This is a genomic window from Isoptericola sp. 178, from assembly GCF_030586525.1.
GTDB classification, from domain to species: Bacteria; Actinomycetota; Actinomycetes; order Actinomycetales; family Cellulomonadaceae; genus Isoptericola; species Isoptericola sediminis.
The window spans coordinates 59,719-80,577 of record NZ_JAUQYN010000002.1; the positions used below are offsets into that span (position 1 = coordinate 59,719).

Genomic DNA, 20,859 nt, shown 5'->3' on the forward strand with positions numbered 1-20,859 from the left:
TCGGGCACCGCTGAGCAGCGCCGTTGTGCGCCGGGGGCGAACATCTTGCACTCTCGGGGTGAGAGTGCCAATAATGTCTTAGCACTCTCGACTGTCGAGTGACAGCCGACCGGAGTGACCCACTCGGTCCATCGGTGAGGCTCGGTCGCGTGCGTGATGTGAACGCACGCGGACGGGTCGTCCGTCGCGGGCACCGGCAGACCACGACACGCCACAGCGGAGGATCAGTCCCCATGGCCAAGATGATTGCGTTCGACGAGGAAGCTCGTCGGAGCATGGAGCGCGGGCTCAACCAGCTCGCCGACACCGTCAAGGTGACGCTCGGCCCCAAGGGCCGCAACGTCGTCCTGGACAAGAAGTGGGGCGCCCCCACGATCACGAACGACGGTGTCTCCATCGCCAAGGAGATCGAGCTCGAGGACGCCTACGAGAAGATCGGCGCCGAGCTCGTCAAGGAGGTCGCCAAGAAGACGGACGACGTCGCGGGTGACGGCACCACCACCGCCACCGTGCTCGCCCAGGCGCTCGTGCGCGAGGGCCTGCGCGTCGTCGCCGCCGGTGCCAACCCGATCGCCGTCAAGCGCGGCATCGAGAAGGCCACCGCCGCGGTGACCGAGCAGCTGCTCAACGCCGCCACCGAGGTCGAGACCAAGGAGCAGATCGCGGCCACGGCCGGCATCTCCGCGGGCGACCCGGCGATCGGCGAGCTCATCGCCGAGGCCCTCGACAAGGTCGGCAAGGAAGGCGTCGTCACCGTAGAGGAGTCGAACACCTTCGGCCTCGAGCTCGAGCTCACCGAGGGCATGCGCTTCGACAAGGGCTTCCTGGCCCGCTACTTCGAGACGGACCCGGAGCGCCAGGAGGCCGTCCTCGAGGACCCGTACGTCCTGATCGTCGAGTCGAAGATCTCGAACGTCAAGGACCTGCTGCCGCTGCTCGACCAGGTCATGAAGACCAACCGGTCGCTGCTGATCATCGCCGAGGACGTCGAGGGCGAGGCCCTGGCGACCCTGGTGCTGAACAAGATCCGCGGCACCTTCAAGTCCGTCGCCGTCAAGGCCCCGGGCTTCGGCGACCGCCGCAAGGCCATGCTGCAGGACATCGCGATCCTCACCGGTGGTCAGGTCATCACCGAGACCGTCGGCCTCAAGCTGGAGAACGCCACGCTCGAGGAGCTCGGCCAGGCGCGCAAGGTCGTCGTCAACAAGGACGAGACCACGATCGTCGAGGGTGCCGGCGACGCCGACCTCATCGAGGGTCGCGTCCAGCAGATCCGCTCCGAGATCGAGAAGTCGGACTCCGACTACGACCGCGAGAAGCTCCAGGAGCGCCTCGCCAAGCTGGCCGGCGGCGTGGCCGTCATCAAGGCCGGTGCGGCCACCGAGGTGGAGCTCAAGGAGCGCAAGCACCGCATCGAGGACGCCGTCCGCAACGCGAAGGCTGCCGTCGAGGAGGGCATCGTCGCCGGTGGCGGCGTGGCCCTGCTGCAGGCCGGTGCCGTGGCGTTCGAGAAGCTCGAGCTGGACGGCGACGAGGCGACCGGTGCGCAGATCGTCAACGCGGCGATCTCGGCCCCGCTGAAGCAGATCGCCATCAATGCCGGCCTCGAGGGCGGCGTCGTGGCGGAGAAGGTCCGCAACCTCCCCTCGGGTCACGGCCTCAACGCCGCGACCGGCGAGTACGAGGACCTGCTGAACGCGGGCGTCAACGACCCCGTCAAGGTCACGCGCTCGGCGCTGCAGAACGCCGCGTCCATCGCCGCGCTGTTCCTCACCACCGAGGCGGTCGTCGCCGACAAGCCGGAGCCGGCCTCGGCCCCGGCCGGTGACGGCGGCATGGGCGACATGGGCGGCATGGGCTTCTGATCCCTGCGCGTCCGGCGCGGTCCTGACCGCGCCTCGCTGCGAACGACGGCGGCCGGTCACCTCTGCGGAGGTGGCCGGCCGCCGTCGTGCGTGGAGCCCCTCGACGTTGCGGGCATGAAATCTGCGCCCTCGGACCACGTCCGGCCCGCAGATTTCATGCCCACAACGATGGGGGAAGGCCGTGGTGTGGGTCAGCGGGTGGCGAACAGACGCGTGGCCTGGTTCTCCGCGTCGGAGTACGTCTGGGACGCCGCCTGCAGCGCGGCGGTGACCGAGTCCAGTGCGGCCTCGACCTGCGTCTGGGCGGACTGCCACTGCGTCATCACCCCGGCGAACGACGTCGCCGCGCTGCCGTGCCAGCTCGCCTGCAGGTCCTGCAGGTGCCGCATCAGGGCGCCGACCTCGGCGCGGATCGCCCCGACGGACCCGTTCACCGCCGCCCCGGCCTGCGCCACCCGATCGCTGTCGACCTCGTATCGCACGTGCTGCTCCTTCGTCGTGGGTCCCGGGAGGGCCGGGCTCGCCACGACGCTAGGTGTGCGGGGGCGCAGCAGGCCGCCGTCGTCCACAGGGTGTGGACGAGCGGCTGACCCGCGCAGGACCGCCCTGACTCGCGGAGGACGGTCCTGACTCGCGCAGGGACCGCCCTGACCCGCGCAGGACCGCCCTGACTCGCGGAGGACGGTCCTGACTCGCGCAGGGGCCGCCCTGACCCGCGCAGGACCGCCCTGACTCGCGGAGGACGGTCCTGACTCGCGGGAGCAGTGCGTGCGCCGGGCGGCTACTGACGGGCGGGGCCGGCCGGGGTCTGCGCCTCGAGCCGGCGACGCTCCTTGACCAGCCGGTGCATCTCGGCGTCCAGGTTCTGCCGCGCCGGCTCCTCCCAGGTGAGCCCGAGCGGGCTGACGTAGAGCTGGGGCCGTCCGAGGAGCTTGGAGATCACCTTGATGCGGGCGTCGAGGTAGTCCGGCAGCGGGATGTGCGCGTACTCGGCGCGGATCGCGGCGACGTACTCCTTGTAGCGCTGCGGCTCGGCGGCGAGCATGCCGAGGTCGGCGTCGTTGAGGACCGCCGAGTCGAAGTCGCCGGGCAGGGCCTTGTGCCGCGCCATGGACTCGACGAGCTCGGCGACACGGTCGGCCCGCCGCGCGGCCACCCCGAGCTCGACGAGCTGCTCGCGCGCCAGATCGGCGCTCAGGGTGGTCTGCTCACCGCCCCGCGTGGCGTACGCGACCTTGCGGTCGGCGTCGAAGACGGCGCCGTGGTACCAGGCGGCCAGCCGGACCAGGTCGGGCTCGTGCGTCTCGTGCGCGAGCTCGTCGACGCGGTGCAGGACCGCGGCCAGGTGACGCAGGTTGTGGAAGTGCCGGTCCGTCTCCGACCACCGGTCGATGAGCTCGGACCCGACCGCGCGGATCTCTTCCTCCGTGGCGGTGGCGCCGGCGCCGTGACACGTACGGACGAACGCGGAGAGGAACCACTGTGGTGCGTCGGCGTGGAGCACGCCCATCGCTATCAAGACCTTCGTCTAGGGGCCGGATGCTGTGACCAGCCGTAGTTCCAGATTACGCCGCCCCAGCGACGTTGCTGCGCAGGCGAACCGGAACCAGGCCGTCACGCATCGTAGTCCCCGGGGAGCGGAAGGTGAACTCGCACCGTCAGACCACCGCCGGGTGTCTCGTGCACCGAGGACCGGCCGCCGTGGGCGCTCAGGATCGCGGCCACGATCGCGAGCCCCAGACCCGAGCCCCCGGACTCGCGGTTGCGGGAGGAGTCCGCGCGGTAGAAGCGCTCGAAGATCTTGTCCGCCTGGTCCTTCGAGACGCCGGGGCCGTGGTCGCGCACCTCGACGACGGCGTCACCGTCGGGTGTCGTGCCCAGGGCCAGCTCCGCCGGGGAGCCCACCGGCGTGTGCCGTGCGACGTTGCCCACGAGGTTCGTCAGCACCTGCCGCAACCGGTCCCTGTCGCCCGTCACGCGGAGCGACGACGGTGCCGCCTCGCCAGGACCCAGCCCGGTCACGCTGACCATACGCTCCGGGTCCAGGGCGTGCAGGTCCTGGGCGGTGTCCCGGGCCAGCGCGACCAGGTCCACCGACTCCTGGCGCAGGGGCCGGCGCTCGTCCAGGCGGGCGAGCACCAGCAGGTCGTTGACCAGGGACCCCATGCGCCGCGCGGAGTCCTCGATGCGCCCCATGGTGTCCTCGACCTTGTCCGGGCTGTCGAGGGCACCCATCCGGTACAGCTCCCCGTAGCCCTTGACCGTGGCCAGCGGCGTGCGCAGCTCATGGCTGGCGTCCGAGACGAAGCGACGCATCCGCTGCTCGGAGGCCTCCTGGGCGGCGAACGCGGCCTCGACCTGGGTGAGCATCGCGTTCAGCGAGTGGGACAGGGAGCCGACCTCGGTGCTGGCGGGCTGGTCCTCGGGCACGCGGCGGGACAGGTCGCCGTCGGCGATCGCCGCGGCCGTGGACTCGATACGACGCAGGGGCCGGAAGGAGCGGCGCACCAGCCAGAACGCCAGGGCGCCCCCGAGCACCACGATGCCCAGACCGATCCAGAGCAACGCCTTGCCCAGGTACTCGCTCGTCTCCTCGACGTTCGACAGCGGCAGCGCGACGTAGGCGGCGCCCTCGACCTCGGCGCCGCGGAACGGGCTGCAGGGGATGGAGACCACCCGCCACTGCGACGGGTCGCTGCCACCCGTGGAGTCCACGGTGAAGGGGTCGATGCCCCGCGCGACGACGGTCTCGACCGACTCGTCGGGGATCTGCGGCTCGCCGAACCGGTCCAGGGTCTGCGTCCAGCCCACCGGGCCGCCGTCGAGCCCGTTGCAGCTGTGCAGCGTCACCGCGTAGTCGCTCGGGATGCGTTGGGTCGTCTCACCGGGGTTGAGCGTCGTCAGGCGTGCCACGCCCTGGGCCGACTGGGTGAGCTGCTCGTCCAGCTCGTCGATCAGGTAGTTCGACACGACGGTCCGCGCCGTCAGCCCCGCCAGCACGAGACCGGCGCCGAGCAGCAGCACGGTGATCGCCACCAGGCGGACACGCAGGGGCGTGCGGGCGAGCCAGCCCCACCGGCGCGCGCCGTCGGGGTGCGCGTCCGTCATCGCGGCGGCGTCCGCAGCAGGTAGCCCACACCTCGCTTGGTGTGGATCAGCGCGGGCAGCTCGACGTCGGTGCCGTCCGGTCCCGGGACGGTCAGGTGGTCGATCTTGCGTCGCAGGTAGGAGATGTAGGACTCGACGATGTTGGCGTCGCCACCCCAGTCGTACTGCCACACGTGGTCGAGGATCTGCGCCTTGGACAGCACCCGCCCGGCGTTGAGCATCAGGTAGCGCAGCAGCTTGAACTCGGTGGGGGAGAGGTCGACCTCGACGCCGGCGCGGTGCACCTCGTGGGAGTCCTCGTCGAGCTCGAGGTCGCCGACCCGGAGCACGGCGTCGTCCTCCGGCTCACCGCCCGCCGTACGCCGCAGCACCGCCCGGATCCGCGCCACGACCTCCTCGAGGCTGAACGGTTTGGTCACGTAGTCGTCGCCGCCGACCGTCAGCCCCTGGACCTTGTCCTGGGTGTCGTCGCGGGCGGTCAGGAACAGCACGGGGGTGTGCCGGCCCGTCGCGCGCATGCGCCGGGTGACGGTGAAGCCGTCCATGTCGGGCAGCATCACGTCGAGCACCACGAGGTCCGGCTGCGTGTCCGACACCAGCTGCAGGGCGCTCGCGCCGTCGGCGGCCGCATGCACCTCGAAGCCCGCGAAACGCAGGGAGGTGGACAGCAGCTCGCGGATGTTGGGCTCGTCGTCGACGACGACGAGCCGTGCCTCGGGGGCGTCGGCGTCGGTGGTAGCCATGGCTCCAGTGTGCGCCGACTTGCTGGACGTTACCTGGACAGGCGCCGTGGACGGCCGACCCGTCCGTCCGGCGGGCCGGGGACGACCTCGGTAGGCTCGGCCCAGCAGTCCCGACCAGGGAGGACGTCCCCGTGACGCAGCACTCGACGCCCGAGCAGCCGGTGCGGTCGTCGCGGGCTCCCGTGGTCCGCCGCTGGGTCGCCGGGGCGATGGTCGTGGTCACCATGCTGCTCGTGGTGGCCTCGTCCCTCGTGGTGTGGGCGCACCGCACCGTGCTGGACACCGACCGGTTCATGGACACCGTGGGGCCCGCCCTGGACGACCCGGCGTTCGCCGACGCGCTCGCGGACCGCGTCTCCGACGAGGTGCTGCTCGCCCTCGACCTGGACGCCCGGGTCGCAGACCGGCTGGCCCAGCTCGACACCGCCCTCGTGGCGGCGCTCGTGGCGCGGGGCGACCTCGCGCCGGGGCCGCTGCTCGACGCGCTCTCCGGGGATGTCGACCGACCGACGCTCGCGGCGATCACGCCGCTGATCGTCGAGCCCCTGGAGCAGCGCATCGACGCGGCCGTGGAGCGGGTGGTGACGTCCGACGCCGTCGCGGACCGGGTGCCGGATCTCGTGGAGCGGGCGCACTCCGGAGTCGTGGCGCTGGCCCGCGCCGACGTCGCGGACCACCCGAACGTCTACCTGACCGACGACGCGGTCATGCTGAACACGCTGCCCCTCGTCGCCGACGCCGTGCGTGAGTCGCTCGGTGGTCTGGAGGACGTGCTCGGCGACATCACGCTCCCGGACGCCGTCTCCGAGAGGGCGCCAGAGGCTCGCGCCCAGCTCTCCGAGGCCCTCGGGGTGGAGCTGCCGGAGGGTATCGGCCAGGTGGAGCTCATGGACCGTGCGACCTTCGACGGGCTCCAGGGCGCCGTGACGACGGCGGACCGGGCCGGGTGGCTGCTGGTCGTGCTGACGCTCGTCGCCGTCGTGGCCACTCTGTGGATCTCGCCCGACCGGCGCCGGGGAGCCGTCCAGCTCGGCATCGGCGTGCTCGTCGGCGTGGTGATCGTGACCGCGCTGATCTCCCGGCTGCGCGGCGTCGTGGTGGACGTGGCGCGGACGCCCGACGGCGAGCGCGTCGCGACCGTGCTGTTCGAGTCCGTGGCCGGCGAGGTCCACGAGATCTTCTGGCTCGTCGCCGTCGTCGCCGCCGTGACGGTGGTCGTCGGCGCGCTGCTGGGCCGGCCGCGGTGGTTGGTGGACGCCGGACGTCGGTGGCCGTGGGTCGCCACGGTCACGGGGCAGGACGGCCGCCTGGGCCGGTGGGTCGCCACGCACGCGGACGTGCTGCGCCTCGCCGTGCTGGCCGTGGCGGTCCTGGTCGTCGTGGCGACCGGGTTCCTGTGGGTGGTGATGGTGCTGACGGTCCTGCTGGCGGCCGCGGCGCTGTGGGCGATCACGGTCACGCGGCGGTCCGCCGGCCTGCCGGGAGAGCGACGCGGCAGCGAGCGTCCGCCGGCCGAGCAACCGCGCGGCTGACGCCCGCCCGGCCGGGGACCGTCAGAGGAAGCGCAGCGGGTCGAACTCCTCGATCGGGATGATCCGCACGCGCGGCAGGGGGCTCGTGAACGCGTTGGCGTCGCCCTCGAGGTCGAAGATCTCCAGGCCGGACTCGGACAGCCCGGCGAGCTGCATGTTGACGAACTCGCGGAACGCCAGCAGGCCGACGCGGCGGTCCTGACCCAGCAGCCGCTCGACCTGCGGCAGGAAGTCGCCGTCGTGGCTGGCGAGCAGCACGTCGGCGTCGCGGTCGGCGATGGCGTCCAGGGTGCGCTGGATACCGACGTCGACGACCTTCTCGTCACCGCTGGCCGCCAGGGGGATCGGCCGGTAGCCCATCGCCAGCAGCGCCTGGACGAACGACATCGGCATCTGGCCGTTCGTGGCGTTGAGGAAGAACAGCGGGACGACGTCCTGATTCCAGACGCGCTGGGCGAAGCCGGTGATGCGGTCCCAGCGCGGCCGCTCCTCGGGGTTGGGGCGCCGGTTGAGCACGTTCATGCCGAGGGTGGCGTCGATGTTCTCGCCGTCCACCAGCAGGTAGGTGGTGCGCGCGGTCCCGCGCGCGGGAACGGTGGTCGGCTCGGAGAAGGGGGAGGCCATGGGCACAGCGTACGCGGGGGGCCGGTCGATGGGGGGGTGACCGACGGGGCCGTGCGGAGTAGTCTCAGCGCTCGTGTCCGAGATCGAGTTCTCAGCGGTGCCTCGTGTCACCGTGCTGCAGCACAGTTCCGACGTCCCCGTCGACCGGTTCCGCGGGCTGCTCGGCGACCTGCGCGTCGTCCGTCTCTTCGACGGCGACCCCGTGCCGACGCTCGACGAGTGCGGCGACGGCCTCGTGGTGCTGGGCGGTCAGATGAACGCCTACGCCGACGACGCCGCGCCGTGGCTCCCCGCGGTCCGGTCCCTGCTGGCCGACGCCGTCGCCGCCGACCTGCCCACGCTGGCCGTCTGCCTCGGCGCCCAGATGCTGGCGGTCGCCGGCGGCGGCACCGTGGCCGTGGGCGCCCCGCCCGGTCGCGAGGCCGGTGTCCTGCCGGTGTACTGGCGGGCCGAGGCGCTCGAGGACCCGGTGCTCGCCCCGCTCGCCCGGGCGGCGGGTGCCGAGACCGCGGAGGACCTCGACGGCCGGGGCGTCGCGACCTCGTTCGTGCAGATGCACGCCGACGCCGTCATCGAGCCGCCGGAGGGCGCGCAGTGGCTGGCGTGGTCCGAGATGTACCCCTACCAGGCGTTCCGCTGGGGGTCCGCGCTCGGGGTGCAGTTCCACCCGGAGGCGGGGCCGACGACGGCGGTCCGCTGGGCGCTCGGGTACACCGAGGTGGAGACCGCCGCCGTGCACGCGTGCGCGGTCGAGCACGACGACGAGCTGCGCCGGTCCGGCGAGCTGCTCGCCGGCGCGTTCCTCGACCACGTGCGCGCCGCGGTCACCGCCCGTCGGCAGCACGAGGAGGCCGCCGTCGTCGCGGAGGTGCCGGAGCCCGTCGAGGCACCCGCGGCCTGAACGCACCGCCGCGCCGTGGGTCAGGGCCTCGGGCCGTGGGTCAGGGCTCGGGTGCGACCGGTCGGCATCCTGACCCGTCGCACCCGAGCCCTGACTCGGCCGGAGCTGTCCTGACTCGGCCGGCGTGGTTCTGACTCGCCTGGAGCTGACCCGCGGCGGCGGTCAGGACTCGATCTGGCCCGGCTGCGGCGACCCGGACTTGAGCGCCGCGAGACGGGCCTCCAGCTCCAGGTCCTCCATCGAGCCCTCCAGCTCGGCGAACTGCGAGTCCAGCGACGACGCCGCGATCTCCGCCTGGCCCATCGCGTGCGCCTCCTCGCGCCGCACGGCCTCCTCGAACCGGTTGAGCTCGCTGGTGGGGTCCATGACGTTGATCGAGCTGATCGCGCCCTGGACGGTCTGCTGCGCCTCGGCGGCCTTCTGGCGCGCCACGAGCTGGTCGCGCTTGGACTTGAGGTCGACGAGCTTGTCCTTCATCTGCGCCAGCCCGGTCTTCAGCTTCTCCACCGTGACCCGCTGCTGCTCGATCATCGGCTGGGCGGTCTTGACCTCGCTCTCGGCGTCGAGCTGCTTGCGCAGCGCCACCTTGGCGAGCTGGTCGAACTTGTCGGCGTTGGCCGCGTCACCCGCGGCCCGCCGCTCGTCGGCCTTGCGCGAGGCCGCCAGCGCCTTGGCGCCCCACTCCTGCACGGACTGCACGTCCTCGTGGTAGTCCTGCTCGGCCATGCGCAGGTTGCCGATGGTCTGCGCGATCGCCTGCTCGGCCTCCGCGATGTTGTTCGTGTAGTCGCGGATGAGCTGGTCGAGCATCTTCTGCGGATCCTCGGCGCGGTCCAGCAGCGCGTTGATGTTCGCCTTCGCGAGCTGGCCGATCCGGCCGAGGATGCTCTGCTTCTGGTTCATTGAGGTGCCTTTCTGGTGCCAGGTTGCCCGTCACTAGGTCCGACGTCGGTGGAGGCCTTGGGGTTCCCGCCGGCCGGGTCAGAAACGGCCTCCGGCACCGCCGCGGCCACCGCCGCCGAAGCCTCCACCGAAGCCGCCGCGGCCACCGCCCCCGAAGCCTCCACCGAAGCCGCCGCGGCCACCGCCCCCGAAGCCGCCGAACCCGCCCATGCGCCCACGCCGTCGGCCGCCGCGCATCATCGAGTCGATGAGGATCCCCCCGAGGATCATGCCCCCGATGTCGGCGCCACGGCGCGAGCCGACCGTGCCCTGGCCGGCGTCCCACCCGCCGGTGTCCTGCTGGGCCATCTGCGCGGCCTGCTGGCCGTAGCGCTCGGCCTGCTGCGCCGTGGCCAGCGCCGCCTGGGGGTCGCTCGCCTGCTGCTCGCGGGCCTGGGCGACCAGGCGTTCGGCCTCCGCCAGCCGGGTCCGGGCGTCGGGGCCGACGGCGCCGCGTCGCGTCGTCACGTAGTCCCGGGTGGAGCGCAGGTGGGACTCGGTGCGCCCCAGGACGTCGCGCAGCAGCGCGCGGGCGCGGGCGTCGGCCTCGGAACGGTGCCGCGAGGGAGCCAGCGCGTCGTCGAGGGCGGCCTCGGCGGCGGCGAGTCGGCTCAGGGCGGCGAGGGGGTCGCCGCCGTCCTTGGCGGCACGGGCCTGGTCGACGGCGGCGCGGGCCTCGGCGGCTGCGTCGCGGACCCGGACGTCGTCCGGGGCGAGCCGGTCCGCGTCACCGATGTCGTGGGTGATCGAGGCGATGCCCGTGTCGAGGCTGGAACCCGCTGTCGCCAGGTCGTCGCCGGCGGTCGCCACGGCCTCGAGCAGGGTGACGGCCTGACCGAGCGCGTTCTGCGCGGCCCGGGCGTCGGCGACCGCGACGGCCCGGCGACGCCGGCGCACGGCGGCACGGCCGGACTCGATCATCTCGCGGGCGTTGGCGACCAGGGTCTCGGCCTGGTCGGGGTTGGTGCGGATCGAGGCCAGGGCCGTGTCCGGGTAGGTCGCGGTCAGCCCCGCCAGGGTGTGCCGGGCGAGCTCGACGCGGGCGGTGATCTCGGTGGCGCGCTGCTCGGCCTCGTCGAGGATCTCCGGCGCGCGGGCGCGGATGCGACGCAGCTCGTCGAACGCGTCGGTCTGCGCGTCCAGCGACGCGGCCGCGGTCTCGCACCGGGTGATGATCGCGGCCAGCTCGGCGTGCTCGCCCAGGGCGTTGCCCGGGGTCTCCTCGAGCACCTGCCGTTGGTGGAACGCCTCGGCGACCTCCTGGCGCGCGGTCTCCAGGGCGTCCCGGAACTCGCGGGTCTCCTCGACGCCGAACTCGGCCTCGGCGAACGCGAGCTCCTGCTCGGAGGTCTTCACGGCGTCGTCCACGGCGACGAGGGCGCTGCCGGCACGACGCCGCATCTCCTCCAGACCGAGCCCGGCGAACCGTTCCAGGTCCGGGCCTGCGGACTGGCGGCGACCGGCGGCGCCGACCACACGGCGGGCCCCTTCCGCGGCGCGGCGACGGCGGGCGGCCGCGGCAGCCGCGCCGCGCTCGGCGAGCTCGGCGTCCCGACGGCGTGCCCGGCGCACGAGGACGAACCCACCCACGACGACCACCAGGCCGATCGCGGCCCAGAGCACGACGTCGGGGATCCCCCCGCCGTCGTCCTGCCCGGCGCCGGTGCCCGTGGTGGCGCCGGACCCCCCGGTGGTGGCGAGCAGGGCGTCGACGGCGGCGACGGTCGCGCCGGCCCAGTCGTCGTCCCGCAGCCGGTCGACGGCGGCGTCCCGGACAGCGTCGAGCTGGCCGTCGGTGAGGTCGACGTTCTGGTCCCAGCTCATGCCGTACAGCCGGTCCTCGGTCGCGACGGCGAGGAGGAGGTCGTCGGTGCCGAGCCGGGCCCGGTTCGCCGTGGCGTCGGCCCACTCCCGGCCGTCCAGGCCGTCGAAGCGCTCGACGTAGACGACGAACAGCTGGTAGGAGGTGTCGGCGGCGAGCTCGTCGAGCGCGGACTGCACCTCGGCGGTGCCCTCCTCGTCCAGGACACCCGCGACGTCGGTGATGTCCCCGTCGAGCTCGGACAGCGGGGCCTCGGCGGCGACGGGTCCCACCGCGTGCGTCGGACCGGCGGTCAGGGCGACGAAGGCGGCTACCGCGGAGGCGAGGGTGATGACGGCGACGGCAGCTGAGACCGGACGTCGCCGCGCGGCCGGGAGGGACGGGGTCACGGTCTGCATCGTGGCGCGACCGGGGGTGCGACGCAATCCCGCAGCGGGTGAGGTTTGTGGCGGTTCCCGCCGTGACCCGGACGTGACCTGGGCCTGCTTCGATGCTCGTGGGTCGGGTCAGGGGACCCGCCGACCGACGACGGAATGAGTGGACACGTGCTGAGGACCAGGATCACCGCCCTGCTGACGGCGGGCGCCGTCGGACTGACGCTGTCGGCCTGTGCGGGAGCGGACGACGAGGCCGTCGACCCCGCGGTGTCGGCCGCCGAGGCCGCGGCCACCGCCGAGGAGGCCACCGGCGGGCGCCCCGTGGCGGGCGACGTCGTCGAGCTCTCGGAGCGGATGGCGCAGGCCCAGGAAGGGCACTCCACCGTGCACGTGGAGAGCGGTATCGCGGGTGAGGCGGTCGAGCTCGCGGGGATGGACGGCGTCTACCAGAACGCGGACATCGTCCTGGGTGCCACGCTCGACGAGATGCGGATGCGCATGACCACCGACGCGATGGGGATGACGGTCGAGGCCGTCATCGTCGACTCGACCATGTACATGGACATGAGCGGGTTCAGCGCCGGGGAGGTCGAGTACGTCGCGATCGACCTCGACGAGGCGCAGGAGGAGGCCGGTGTCGCCCAGGCGCTCGACCTCCTGGAGAACGCGGACCCCGCCGCGCAGGCCGAGATGATGGCCGACGCCGTGGAGTCCTTCGAGTACGTCGGGACGGAGCAGGTCGGGGGTACGGAGCTCGACGTCTACGCGGTGACGATCGACGCGGCGGAGGCCTTCGACCCCGCCCTGCTCGGCGTCGACCCGTCGACGCTCGACGAGATGGACGAGACCCCGGTGGACATGGTGTTCCGGCTGGACGGGGACGGCCTGCCGGTGTCCTTCGACATGACGATGACGGTCGAGGGCCAGGAGGTCGTGCTGACGACCACCTACTCCGACTGGGGCAAGGACGTCAGCATCGAGGCGCCGCCGGCCGACCAGGTCGCGGACTACGAGGAGATGATGGGCTGACCACGTCGCGTGGCGCCGGGCCGGCGCTTCACTCCAGACCGTCGGCCCGGCGCTCGTCGACGGTGCGCGCGGCCTCCTGGGCGGCACGCAGGTTGCGGGACCGGCGTGACCCCTTCGGCGGCTGCCGGCCCGGGTCGCGCAGCATGTCGGAGTCGACGAGCTCGTGCCGGGTCAGGTAGGTGTTGGCGACGGCCTGGATGGTGGCGGCGATCGGCAGCGACAGGAACGCGCCCAGCGCCCCGAACACGGCGCCGAAGGCGAGCACGACGACGAAGCTGACCGCCGGGTTCATCTCCAGCGCGCGGGCGGAGATCTTGGGCGAGAAGTACAGGTTCTCGAGCTGCTGGTAGGCGATGATGAACGCCAGCACGGCGACCGCCTGCGGCACCCCCTGCGACGTCAGGGCGACCGCCACCGGCAGCGCCCCGCCGATGTAGGTGCCGATCGTGGGGATGAACTGCGAGACCAGGCCGGTGAACAGGGCCAGGGGCAGGGCGTACGGCGTGCCCAGGATCACCAGGAACACGGCGGTGAACGCGGCGGACAGCGCTGCGAGCACCACCCGGGAGCTGATGAAGTCCGAGACCTTCACCTGCGTGATCTCCCACAGGCGCAGCACCTCGGTCTGCCGGTCCGGGCGGAGCCAGCGGCACACCGCCACCCGGAACCGCGGGCCCGCCGCCAGGAGGTAGTAGGTGACGAGGCCGATCGTCAGGGCGGCGAACACGAACCCGACGATGGTGGTGCCGACGGCGAGGGTGCCGGAGGCGACGTCGGAGCCGTACTCCTGGACGAGCTGCTGCAGCAGGTCGTCGGAGGACGGCAGGTCGACGTCGAGGTTGGCCTGCAGACGTTGCTGGGCCGCCACGTACACGTCGGGCAGGGTGCTGACGAGCTGGACGAGCTGCTGGATGAAGAGGTTGCCGAACAGTGCCAGGATGCCGATCCCGAGGATGACGGAGCCGAAGAACGCGGCGGCGGCCGCGGCTCCCCGTCGCCAGCCGTGCCGCACGAGCCACACGACGACCGGTTCGAGGGCGAGCGCGAGGAACCCCGCGATGAGCAGGTAGACCAGGACGGTGTTGAGCTGCTGGATCGCACCCCAGACCCAGATGGCGGCGAAGACGGCGACGGCGCCCATGACGAGCACGCGCGGTACCCAGCGCGGGGGTCGGCTCGTGTCGTGCTGCAGCGGACGGTCGGTCCCCTCCCCGGTGCCGTCGTCCGGGGCAGGGGGCGCGGTCTCGCGGTCCGCGGCGGCGTCGTCGGCCATGCTGGCACCGTAGGGCGGCCCGCGGTCGCTTGCGCGCCGAGGGCCGGGGCGTCCTCGAACGCGGTGGTGCCGGGTCGTGCCACCATGCTCCGATGGTGCTCACGGCGGTGTCGGCCGCGGTTCGGACGGATCCCACGCTGCTGTCCGCGGCGCCCTTCGTGGTGTTCTTCGGGGTCGGGGGGATCCTGCTGCTGGTCGCCCGCGAGTCGGTCGTCACGCTGACGGACCACGGCCCGGTGCGCCTGGTGTGGCTGGGCATGCCCGGCGGTGGGCCGGAGCGCCGGACGCTGCAGGAGCGGATCGTCGCCGTGGTCGGCGTCGGCTGGACCCTGGTCGCGGTCGCCGTCGCCGTGGTCCTCGCTCCTGCCGTCGCGGACCTCGTGCGCGAGCCCGACACCGTCGCGGTGGCACGACTCGTCCTCGTGCTCTCCCTGCTGGAGGCGGCCCTCCTCGCCGTCGGCGGGACCGTCCTGCACCGGCGGGAGCGTCTCGCGGACGGTCGGACGGCGCGGCGGGCCGGGTCCCGGGCCGGCGCCGGGGACCCGGCCGACCGCGCCGAGGAGATGCGCGGCCTGACGGCCGCCGGTGCGCTCTGCGTCCTGCTCGCCTTCGGCGTCCCCGTCGCCGTGATCCTCCTGATGGCCGTGGCCGAGGTGACGACCGGCTAGACCCGCTCCGGCTACTGGACGGTGTCCAGGTCCTCGGCGTCGACGATGCGGTAGGCGTACCCCTGCTCGGCGAGGAACCGCTGGCGGTGCGCCGCGAAGTCCTGGTCGACGGTGTCGCGGGCGACGACGGCGTAGAAGTGCGCCGTGCGGCCGTCCTGCTTGGGGCGCATGACCCGGCCCAGGCGCTGGGCCTCCTCCTGCCGGGAGCCGAAGGATCCGGAGACCTGGATCGCCACCGACGCCTCGGGCAGGTCGATGGAGAAGTTCGCGACCTTGCTCACCACGAGCCGGGAGATCTCCCCGGCGCGGAACGCGGCGAACAACTTCTGGCGCTCGCGGACGGTGGTCGACCCGGTGATCAGCGGCGCGTCGAGGTGCGCGGCCAGCTCCTCGAGCTGGTCGATGTACTGGCCGATGACCAGCACCTGGTCGTCGGGGTGGTCGGCCACGATCTGCTCGACGACGCGGTTCTTGCCCGGGGCGCAGGCGGCGAGCCGGTACTTGTCCTCCGGCTCGGCGGTGGCGTAGAGCATGCGCTCGTGCTCGGGCAGGGTGAGCCGCACCTCGACGCAGTCGGCCGGGGCGATGTACCCCTGGGCCTCGATGTCCTTCCACGGGGCGTCGTAGCGCTTGGGGCCGATGAGCGAGAACACCTCGTCCTCGCGGCCGTCCTCGCGCACGAGCGTGGCCGTCAGGCCGAGCCGGCGGCGGGCCTGCAGGTCGGCGGTCATGCGGAAGATCGGGGCGGGCAGCAGGTGCACCTCGTCGTAGACGATGAGGCCCCAGTCGCGGGCGTCCAGCAGCTCCAGGTGGGTGTAGACGCCCTTCCGCTTGGTCGTCAGCACCTGGTAGGTCGCGATCGTGACGGGGCGGATCTCCTTGCGGGAGCCCGAGTACTCGCCGATCTCGTCCTCGGTGAGGGAGGTGCGGCGCACCAGCTCGTCGCGCCACTGCCGCGCGGAGACGGTGTTGGTCACCAGGATCAGCGTGGTCGTCTTCGCCTCGGCCATGGCCCCGGCGCCGACGATCGTCTTGCCGGCGCCGCAGGGCAGCACGACGACGCCGGACCCGCCGTGGAAGAACCCGTCGACCGCCTGCTGCTGGTAGGGCCGCGGCGTCCAGTCGGCGGCCTCCTCGCCCGGGTAGACGGGCGTCGTGGTGGTGCGCAGGTCGATCGCGTGCGCCTCGCCGTCGACGTACCCGGCGAGGTCCTCGGCGGGCCAGCCGAGCTTGACCAGGGCCTGCTTGAGGTTGCCGCGCTCGGAGGGGTGCACGACGACGCTGCTCGGGTCGAGCTTCTCGCCCACGAGGCCGGTGGTCCGCTTGGACTTGAGCACCTCGGCGAGCACGGCGGCGTCGGTGGACTCCAGCACGAGCCCGTGCGTGGGGTGCGAGTGCAGGGTCAGGCGGCCGTAGCGGCCCATCGTCTCGGCCACGTCGACCAGCAGCGAGTGCGGGACGGGGTAGCGCGAGTACTCGATGAGCGTGTCGACGACCTGCTCGGCGTCGTGACCGGCCGCCCGGGCGTTCCACAGCCCCAGGTTGGTCAGCCGGTAGGTGTGCACGTGCTCGGGGGCGCGCTCGAGCTCGGCGAACGGCGCGATGGCGCGGCGCGCCTCCTCGGCGCGCGCGTGGTCGACCTCGAGCAGGATCGACTTGTCGCTCTGGACGATCAGGGGGCCGTCGGGCATGCGTGTCCTTCCGCGGGGCAGGCGTCCAGGATGCCAACGCACCGGCCGCCCGTCGTGTTCCTGCGGGCGGTGAGCGGCGCGAGGGGGCGGATGTCGATTCCGTACCTGTCGGCGGTCCGTGAACCGTGACTGCTGCGTACGCACCAGTCACGGATGGCGTGAGATTCACGCTATCCGTGATCGGCGCGCGCCACGGTGCCGTGGATCCTGCGGAGCGCACAGGCCCCAGATCGAGTGTCGCCCGGAGCCGGGTCGTGCCGAGCTGGTCGTCCCGACCGACCATCGGCGACTCCCACGGCGGACCCGGTCGGCGGACCGAGAGGCTCAGTCGGTCGGCTGCACCGAGGCGATCCGGTGCACGGCGATGGTGAGCTCGGCCTCGCGCACGGGGTCCAGGGCCCGCAGCCGCCCGCCCTCGAGCCGCATCGGCCGCAGCTCGCGCCGCTCCAGCGCCCCGGACCCGCCGACCAGCTCCACCCAGACCGTCCGTCCGTCGCGCAGCGCCTCGCTCAGCTCGGCCTGCACGTCCCCGGGTTCGCGCACCGCCCGCCCGACGCCGACGCCCTCGCCGAACGGCGACGCCGCGTTGCCCCCGCGCCCGGGCCCGGGCACGGACCCGAACCCGGGCTCGGCGCCGGCCGGTGACGCCCCGGGGTCGGGGGAGCCCGCCGACGCCGACGTGCCGCCCCGGCTCGTGCCGCGGATCCGTGCGACGAGCTCGCGCCGCCCGGCGTCGGTCATGCCGCGCACCGACCCGCCGCCGCGTCGTCGCGACCAGGCGTCCCGGTCCAGGCGTGCCCCGCGCCGGACCCGGCCGAGCGGGCGGCCGTCCGGTCCCTCGAGCGCGGAGAGCAGACCGCGTTCGCGCAGCACCTCGTGCAGTTCGGCGGCCGGCACCGACGCCGCCAGCACGGTCGGGGCCAGTCGCACCAGTCCGAGGGAGGCCAGCCGCGGGTCGTCGGCCAGGCCCGCGAGCGTCGCCGGGTCGGCCGTGCGGACGTAGGACTGCGCGGACCCGACCCGGAGCGCCTCGTGCCGGCGGGCGGTGTCCTTGACCAGGTACTCCAGGGGCTGCGGCACCGGTACCGCCGAGCGCTGCGCGATCTCCGCGAGGAGGTCCTCGCCGCTGCGGCCGTGGTCGAGCGCCCGTGTCACGGACCCGGTGGTGAACCGCACGGTGGTGGCGGCCCCGCGGGACTCGACCTCGGCGGCCTGGTCGATCAGCCGGGCCAGCTCGGGCCCCGGGCGACCCGGCACGATGCCGGTCAGGTCACCCTGCAGGAGGAACTCGTGCACCTCCTCGGGGAACACCGTGCGCATGGCCTCGGCGAGGTCCTCCTCGCCGGGGTCGTCGCCCGCGGCGAGCACTGCGCGGCCGGGTGAGGACAGCACCCCCGCCCCGGTGACGCCCAGCAGCGCCGCCTCGCGCAGCAGCCCGGCCACGGCCGCCTCGGGGGGCACGGCCCGCGGTGACCGCCAGCGCAGCACCTCCAGGACGTCGTCCACCCCGAGGGCCACCCCCGGCTGAGCGGCCAGGACGGCGAGCACCTGCTCGCGCAGCCGCGGCACCCACGGCCGCTGCAGGTCCGCGGACAGCGGCGCCCGCACGGTGCCCTTCTCGTCACGGGTTCCCACCTGCCACGGCGTCCGCCGGGACCGGCGCCAGGCCGTCGCCAGCGTCGCCCACCGGTCGGCGTCCTCCGCCTCCTCCCAGCCGTCCGCCCGGGTGGTGGGCACGTACGACGCGGGGGCGTCGCCGTCGTCCGCGACGAGGCCGGCGCTCGCGGCGAGCTCGACGACGGTCGCGGCGGTGGCCTCGTCGGTCTCGAGCAGCCGGGCCGTGCGCCGCAGGTCGCGGACGGCGAGCCCGCCGGCGCGGAGCGTCGACGGCGGGGTGTCGTCCCAGGCGACGACGACGTGGGCCACCTGGCGCACGATCTCCAACGCGGCGCCGGCGGCCTCGGCGTCGACGGTGGCGTCGGGGACGACCGTGCCCGCGGGTCGGGGCGGGTCGAGGTCGGGGGTGCGGTGCGTGCGGCCGCCGCGCAGCGCCAGTCCGACGTCGCGGGGGAGCAGGACGTGCCGGGTGTCGGAGCGCGCCAGCAGCCCGTCGGTCACGAGACCGTCGACCGCGACGCGCGCCGCCGACCCCTCCGGCGGGACGACACCGACGGGCGGTCCCCAGGTGAGCGCGTCCAGGACCTGCCGGGCGGCGGGGGAGAGGGCCGCGACGTCGACCGTCGGACCGTCGCCGTCCCGGGCGGGGCCGAGTCCGGCGGGGTACGGGCCGAGCACCTCCTCGAGGCCGGGCGAGGGATGCACGCCGTCGCCGTCGTCCCAGACCAGGGCGGCGTCACGGGCGTCGTCGAGGACGCGGGCGACCGGGCCGACGGCGTCCGGCGCGCCGAGTGCGGCGGCGATCCGTGCGGCGCCCACCGGGGGGCCGCCGTCCGACAACGCGAGCAGCGACTCGAGCACCTGCAGCGTGCCGGCGTCGAGGTGCGCCACGGCGCGTTCGGTGCTGGTGCGGCTGGCGGCGCGGGCGGCCAGGGAGCGCAGCGTGGAGGGGGAGGGGGTGCCGAGGTCGGGTCGGGCGCGCAGCAGCGTCACGAGCTCGTCGTCCGTGCGCGTGCGCACCCACTCGGTGAACGTGACGGCCATCTGTTCGATGCTACGCCGATCGCCGAGCACCGGGACCAGGCCCCCGCGGGTTGTGGGCATGAAATCCACGTGTCGACCAAGGGCAGAGCTGCAGATTTCATGCCCACAGTACGACGTCAGTCGGCGGCCGTGGCCCGGCACACCTCCGGCCACGGGGTGGGGGCGATCCCGAACCGCTCCTGGGCGGCCGTCGAGTCGAGCACGTACGGCCGCTCCCACTGGTAGCGGAGCTCCCGCAGCTCGCGCACCAGCGGGGAGAACCAGGACGCCACCGCGAGGACGGGCCCGCGCAGCGCGCGGACCTTCACGGGGTCCTGCCCGACGGCGGCCAGCGCGTCGGTGACGGCCTGGCGCTGGGTGACGGGCGGGTTCGACGGCACGTGCCACACGCGCCCGTGCGCGTCGGGGTCGGCGGCCGCGGTAACGAGGGTGCGCGCGACGTCGCGCACGTCGGTGAAGGTGTGCGGCTGGTCGACGCGGCCGATCATCCCGACGGCGCGGCCGCGGCGGGCCGCCGGCAGCACGCGGGAGAGGTGCCCGTTGTCCCCGACCCCGGGACCGGCGTAGTCGGAGCCGCGCACCTCGACGGCGCGGAGGCGGCCGGCCCGGTGGGCGGCCAGAGCGTCCGCCCACATCCGGGCGCGCAGGCGGCCCTTGTGGTCCGTGGCGGCGTCGGGCAGCCCCTCGGTCATCGGGCCGTCGACGGGGCCGTAGGGATAGAGGTTGCCGGTGATCGCGTAGGTGGCGCCGAGCCGTTCGGCACTGGTCAGCAGCGAGGCGGCCAGCGGGGGCCAGATCTCGTCCCACCGGGTGTAGTCGGCGGGGTTGGCGCAGTTGTACAGCACGTCGGTCTCCCCGGCGGCGGCGCACAGCGCGTCGGGGTCGGCGGCGTCGACGGCGACGTGCTGGACGCCCGTCAGGCCGGTGTCCCGCCCGGAGCGGGTGGCGACGGTGACCTCCTCGCCGGCGGCGGCGAGCAGGGCGGCGACCTGGTGGCCGACGGCACCGGCCCCCACGACGAGATGACGGGCCATGACCGACCCTCCAATCCGAGAGCGGTGCTCTCCTCGGTGCGCTCAGCGTGGCACGGCCGGGCGCGGCGTGCCCCGGACCGGAGGGGGCGGACACCGTCGTCCACGGATGCGACGGGCCCGGCCCCACGCCGGTACTCTGGGACATTGCCCGGCATCCGTCGGGTCAGAGCAACGACGAGCACGAAGAGGTTCAGGTGCCCACCGGCAAGGTCAAGTGGTACGACGCGGATCGCGGTTTCGGTTTCATCGCCAGCGCCGACGGCGGTGAGGTGTTCCTGCACGCCTCCGCGCTGCCGGCCGACGTGCCGAGCCCGAAGCCCGGTACCCGCGTCGAGTTCGGCGTCGCCGACGGGCGCCGTGGGCCGTCCGCCCTGTCGGTGCGGGTCGTCGACCCGCAGCCGTCCGTGGCGAAGGCGAAGCGCAAGCCGCCGTCGGAGATGGCCGGCATCGTCGAGGACCTGATGCGTGTGCTCGACCGCACGGGAGACCAGCTCAGGCGCGGCAAGTACCCGGAGGGCGAGGCGGGCAAGCGCGTCGCCACGATGCTGCGCGCCGTCGCCGACAACCTCGATTCCTGAGAGCGAGACGA

17 protein-coding genes are annotated in these 20,859 nt (G+C 73.6%); 6 read left to right on the forward strand and 11 right to left on the reverse strand.

Going from position 1 to position 20,859, the window contains the following annotated elements; genetic code table 11:
* Positions 1–233: 233 nt before the first annotated feature.
* Positions 234–1,865, forward strand: coding sequence for a chaperonin GroEL (groL, locus tag Q6349_RS04920; protein WP_171247039.1), 1,632 nt, complete (start codon positions 234–236; stop codon positions 1,863–1,865).
* A gap of 191 nt (positions 1,866–2,056) precedes the next feature.
* On the opposite strand, the gene Q6349_RS04925 is transcribed toward groL, so the two are convergent.
* The 4 genes from Q6349_RS04925 to Q6349_RS04940 all read right to left on the reverse strand — a co-directional run bounded on the left by Q6349_RS04925 (position 2,057) and on the right by Q6349_RS04940 (position 5,716).
* Entirely contained in the window at positions 2,057–2,347 is a 291-nt protein-coding gene (locus Q6349_RS04925) for a WXG100 family type VII secretion target (protein ID WP_304603132.1), read from the reverse strand.
* 299 nt (positions 2,348–2,646) lie between these two features.
* Entirely contained in the window at positions 2,647–3,375 is a 729-nt protein-coding gene (locus Q6349_RS04930; protein ID WP_304603133.1) for a hypothetical protein, read from the reverse strand.
* A 104-nt stretch (positions 3,376–3,479) separates the two neighbouring features.
* Positions 3,480–4,973 (reverse strand): cell wall metabolism sensor histidine kinase WalK, encoded by a 1,494-nt coding sequence (locus Q6349_RS04935; RefSeq protein WP_304603134.1) that lies wholly within the window; start codon positions 4,971–4,973, stop codon positions 3,480–3,482.
* Positions 4,970–5,716, reverse strand: coding sequence for a response regulator transcription factor (locus Q6349_RS04940; RefSeq protein ID WP_171247043.1), 747 nt, complete (start codon positions 5,714–5,716; stop codon positions 4,970–4,972). The genes Q6349_RS04935 and Q6349_RS04940 overlap by 4 nt, the downstream gene beginning before the upstream one ends.
* A 131-nt stretch (positions 5,717–5,847) precedes the next feature.
* Between Q6349_RS04940 and Q6349_RS04945 the strand changes: the two genes are divergently transcribed.
* A complete protein-coding gene (locus tag Q6349_RS04945; RefSeq protein ID WP_304603135.1) occupies positions 5,848–7,248 on the forward strand; it encodes a hypothetical protein in 1,401 nt (466 codons plus the stop codon).
* A gap of 21 nt (positions 7,249–7,269) precedes the next feature.
* Here the strand turns inward: Q6349_RS04945 and Q6349_RS04950 are convergent, their stop codons facing one another.
* On the reverse strand, positions 7,270–7,872 hold the full coding sequence (locus tag Q6349_RS04950) for an NYN domain-containing protein (protein ID WP_171247045.1): 603 nt from the start codon (positions 7,870–7,872) through the stop codon (positions 7,270–7,272).
* A 73-nt stretch (positions 7,873–7,945) separates the two neighbouring features.
* Between Q6349_RS04950 and Q6349_RS04955 the strand changes: the two genes are divergently transcribed.
* Complete coding sequence (locus Q6349_RS04955) at positions 7,946–8,773, forward strand: type 1 glutamine amidotransferase (RefSeq protein ID WP_304603136.1); 828 nt, start codon at positions 7,946–7,948, stop codon at positions 8,771–8,773.
* 162 nt (positions 8,774–8,935) lie between these two features.
* Here Q6349_RS04955 and Q6349_RS04960 read toward each other — a convergent pair whose 3' ends face one another.
* Together Q6349_RS04960 and Q6349_RS04965 are read right to left on the reverse strand one after the other, a co-directional pair.
* Positions 8,936–9,676 carry a PspA/IM30 family protein gene (locus Q6349_RS04960; protein ID WP_304603137.1) on the reverse strand — a complete coding sequence of 247 codons (741 nt, stop codon included), beginning with the start codon at positions 9,674–9,676 and terminating at the stop codon, positions 8,936–8,938.
* 78 nt (positions 9,677–9,754) lie between these two features.
* Positions 9,755–11,935: a YgcG family protein gene (locus Q6349_RS04965; RefSeq protein WP_304603138.1), complete on the reverse strand. Its 2,181-nt coding sequence runs from the start codon at positions 11,933–11,935 to the stop codon at positions 9,755–9,757.
* Between the two features lie 147 nt (positions 11,936–12,082).
* Between Q6349_RS04965 and Q6349_RS04970 the strand changes: the two genes are divergently transcribed.
* Entirely contained in the window at positions 12,083–12,943 is an 861-nt protein-coding gene (locus Q6349_RS04970; protein WP_304603139.1) for a hypothetical protein, read from the forward strand.
* A gap of 28 nt (positions 12,944–12,971) precedes the next feature.
* On the opposite strand, the gene Q6349_RS04975 is transcribed toward Q6349_RS04970, so the two are convergent.
* The gene (locus Q6349_RS04975; RefSeq protein WP_304603140.1) at positions 12,972–14,216 is read right to left on the reverse strand and encodes an AI-2E family transporter; all 1,245 of its coding nucleotides are present in this window, start codon (positions 14,214–14,216) and stop codon (positions 12,972–12,974) included.
* Between the two features lie 92 nt (positions 14,217–14,308).
* On the opposite strand from Q6349_RS04975, the gene Q6349_RS04980 reads away from it, so the two are divergent.
* Complete coding sequence (locus tag Q6349_RS04980; RefSeq protein ID WP_304603141.1) at positions 14,309–14,884, forward strand: hypothetical protein; 576 nt, start codon at positions 14,309–14,311, stop codon at positions 14,882–14,884.
* Positions 14,885–14,895: 11 nt separating this feature from the next.
* On the opposite strand, the gene Q6349_RS04985 is transcribed toward Q6349_RS04980, so the two are convergent.
* From Q6349_RS04985 to Q6349_RS04995, 3 genes are all read right to left on the reverse strand, one after another.
* Positions 14,896–16,575, reverse strand: coding sequence for a DNA repair helicase XPB (locus Q6349_RS04985; RefSeq protein WP_304603142.1), 1,680 nt, complete (start codon positions 16,573–16,575; stop codon positions 14,896–14,898).
* Positions 16,576–16,899: 324 nt separating this feature from the next.
* Entirely contained in the window at positions 16,900–19,236 is a 2,337-nt protein-coding gene (locus tag Q6349_RS04990) for a helicase-associated domain-containing protein (protein WP_304603143.1), read from the reverse strand.
* Between the two features lie 116 nt (positions 19,237–19,352).
* Positions 19,353–20,270, reverse strand: a complete 918-nt coding sequence (locus tag Q6349_RS04995) for an NAD-dependent epimerase/dehydratase family protein (protein ID WP_304603144.1) — start codon at positions 20,268–20,270, stop codon at positions 19,353–19,355.
* Between the two features lie 194 nt (positions 20,271–20,464).
* Between Q6349_RS04995 and Q6349_RS05000 the strand changes: the two genes are divergently transcribed.
* Positions 20,465–20,848, forward strand: a complete 384-nt coding sequence (locus Q6349_RS05000) for a cold-shock protein (RefSeq protein ID WP_171247054.1) — start codon at positions 20,465–20,467, stop codon at positions 20,846–20,848.
* Positions 20,849–20,859 lie beyond the last annotated feature (11 nt).